The organism is Rhizobium sp. BR 317, assembly GCF_047445835.1.
Lineage (GTDB): Bacteria > Pseudomonadota > Alphaproteobacteria > Rhizobiales > Rhizobiaceae > Rhizobium > Rhizobium paranaense.
The window spans coordinates 1-2733 of sequence record NZ_JARWLB010000077.1 but is presented as its reverse complement, the minus strand read 5'-3'; the positions used below and the strand labels follow the sequence as shown (position 1 = coordinate 2733).

General features: G+C 60.8%; 3 protein-coding genes. All 3 read left to right on the top strand.

Translation table 11 applies throughout. The features are described 5' to 3' along the window. The coding region (locus tag QD357_RS31705; protein WP_414125941.1) for an alpha/beta fold hydrolase at positions 1 to 413 on the top strand (413 nt) is incomplete at its 5' end. Between the two features lie 25 nt (positions 414 to 438). Then, a complete protein-coding gene (locus QD357_RS31700; protein WP_414125939.1) occupies positions 439 to 1605 on the top strand; it encodes an ABC transporter substrate-binding protein in 1167 nt (388 codons plus the stop codon). 90 nt (positions 1606 to 1695) lie between these two features. Next, the coding region (locus QD357_RS31695; protein WP_414125943.1) for an ATP-binding cassette domain-containing protein at positions 1696 to 2733 on the top strand (1038 nt) is incomplete at its 3' end.

Below are 2733 nucleotides of genomic sequence, written 5' to 3'. Positions count from 1 at the left end.
ACCCAAACGTGAACCGCACCTCCATCGGCGCGGCCATGATGCTCAATATCTCGCCCTACTCACCAGAAGCCAATGTCCGCGAAATCCAGTGGGAATATAGCTGCGGCGGTCCGGGCGTCTTCGCAGGTGACCTCTATTACTACTACTACGACCACAATGTCTCACCCGAAGAGGCGAGCAAGATCGATACGTCGAAGTGCATGCTGTACTTCCTGACGGGCGAATACGATCCGAATACCTCCCCGGCCGACACCAAGATCGCCGCCGATCTCGTCAAGGGCAGCAAGTTCTGGACGATGGAGAAGCTCGGTCATTTCCCGGTCACCGAAGACTACACCGAGTTCAGAAAATACCTGCTGCCGATCCTCGAGGAAATCCGGCAGGCATCCGCAACCAGGGCGAAAGTCGCCTGAAACAATCTCTTGGGAGGAGCATCCAATGAGACGGAGTTTAACCGGAACCATGGGGGCGCTGATCGCGGTCAGCGCCCTGACGACCACGGCCTGGGCTGACGGCGTCGACCAGCTCCCCGCCAACGAGAAGAAAATCTACGAGGTCGTCGACCCGCAGGTTCCGCTCGGAGCGAGTGCCTACAAGGACTTCAAACCGAAGAAGGGACCGCCCTGGAAGATCGGCTACGCCAGTAGCTATGCCGGCAATACGTGGCGCGCAGCGGCCCTCGATGCCGTCATGAATGACCTCTTGCCGCGCTCCAAAAAAGCGGGGCTCGTATCTGAAGTCGTGGTCACCCAGTCCGACCTCAAGGACGCCGTCCAGATCCAGCAGATGCGCCAGATGGTTGATGATGGTGTTGATGCCATCATCATCTGCTGCTCGAACGTCACCGCTCTCAACCAGACGATTGAGTACGCCTATAAGGCAGGCGTTCCTGTCTTCTCGTTTTCAGGATACGTGACGTCGCCTTACGCGATCAACGGCGCTGCCAATCACGCGCAGGGCGGGGGCCAGATGGCCACCTGGCTCGCAGACAAGATCGGCAAGAAAGGCAACGTGCTTCTCGTGTCGGGCATCCCTGGCTTCGCCTCATCCGACAGCTTCGACAAGGCCGCCAAAGACGCGCTGGCAAAGTATCCCGACATCAAGATTGTCGGCGAAGTGGCTGGCAAGTGGACCGACCAGGTAGCACAGGTCGAGGTGCAGAGATTTCTGGCGACGAACCCCATCCAGATTGACGGTATTCTGACACAGGGCGCGCAGGAGAACGGCGTGTTGAACGCCATGCTCCAGTCGGGCCGCGACATGGTGCCGATTACGCTGGGCGGCGAGGCTTCGGCGGCATGTTACTGGCGCAAGAATCCGGAATGGATTGATGCCGGCTTCCATATCTGGCCGCCGCGCCGCGAGATGCAGCAGATGTGGGAGATCATGCTCCGCACGCTCGAAGGGCAGGGGCCAAAGGTGCAGTCCTTCCTGCGCCCAGTCCTGCCGTTCACAATCGATGACGTTCGCGCTGCGATCCCCGAGGATTGCGATTTGAACTCGACTGATTTCGTCGAACCGAAGGCGGACGGATGGTTCCCAAGTGCGATTGCCGACCAGTACTTCGAGCGTCCTGCCGATCCCTGGAAGCCGGTAGCCCAGTAAGCCGGATCCGCCCGGTGGCTTAACCGCCGGGCGGGACCTTGGATGATCGTAAAAGCCGCCTTGGCGGACGTTGCGGGTGGGAGGTCTGCGATGGGCAGCGAGATAACAGTCAGAATGATAGATGTCGCCAAGGCGTTCGGGGAGACGAGGGCACTCAAGAAGTGCGACTTCGAGGCCCGCGCCGGAGAGGTGCACGCCATCGTCGGCGAGAACGGCAGCGGCAAGAGCACGATGACCAAGATCATGTCGGGCGTTTTGCATCCGGACGCAGGCAAAGTCACGATCCTGGGTGAAAAGGTTGCCTCGCCCGTCGACGCCAAGCGGGTCGGCCTGACCACCATCTTCCAGGAAGTCCTGGTTGCCGACGAGGCCAGCGTGTTCGAGAACCTCTATGTCGGTCGTGACGGTGTCTTTCGTTCGCAGTCGACCGGCGATCGGCGGACAGAAGCGGCTGAAATCGTGGCGCGGCTCGTCGGAAAACCCGTAGACCTCGATCAGCTGGCAGGCAGCCTCCCACTCAGCATCAAACAGTGGATCGTCATCGCCCGGGCTATCCTTCGCAAGCCGCAGGTGCTGATTCTCGACGAATCTTCGGCCGCGCTCGACCTCGACTCGACCCTCCGGCTCCATGCGGAAATCGACCGCCTTCGTGCCGAGGGCGCGACGATCCTCATCGTCACCCACCGGATCGCCGAACTCGTGCGTATCGCCGACCGTGCGACGATCCTGCGTGATGGGATAACTGTCGGTACGCTCGGAAAGGACGAGATTACCGAGGAAAACCTGCTGTCCATGATGACGCCGGCAGATCGGCGCGCCAGCGATGCGACAGAATACGCCTCCCGAATGAAGGCGCTCTCGGCCCCTCTAATACTAACTGCGACAGGTCTCGCCGCGCACCGGTCGGCGCGCCTGTTCGATTTCGACCTTCCCAAGGGGAGCATCGTCGGCGTAGCCGGGCTTGATGGGCAGGGGCAGGACGCTTTTATCCGCGCCTTGGCCGGCATCATCCAGCCGTTCGGTGGCGAGGTGAAGGTCCGCTCGGTGGATACGGACAAGATGGTCCCGCTGCGATCGCTCGACGATGCTGCAAACCTCGGTGTTTCCTACGTCTCCGGGGACCGCAAG

What these genes read in the sequence shown, in the direction of transcription:
- QD357_RS31700 (WP_414125939.1), top strand. Translation starts at nt 439, where the DNA reads ATGAGACGGAGTTTAACCGGAACCATGGGGGCGCTGATCGCGGTCAGC.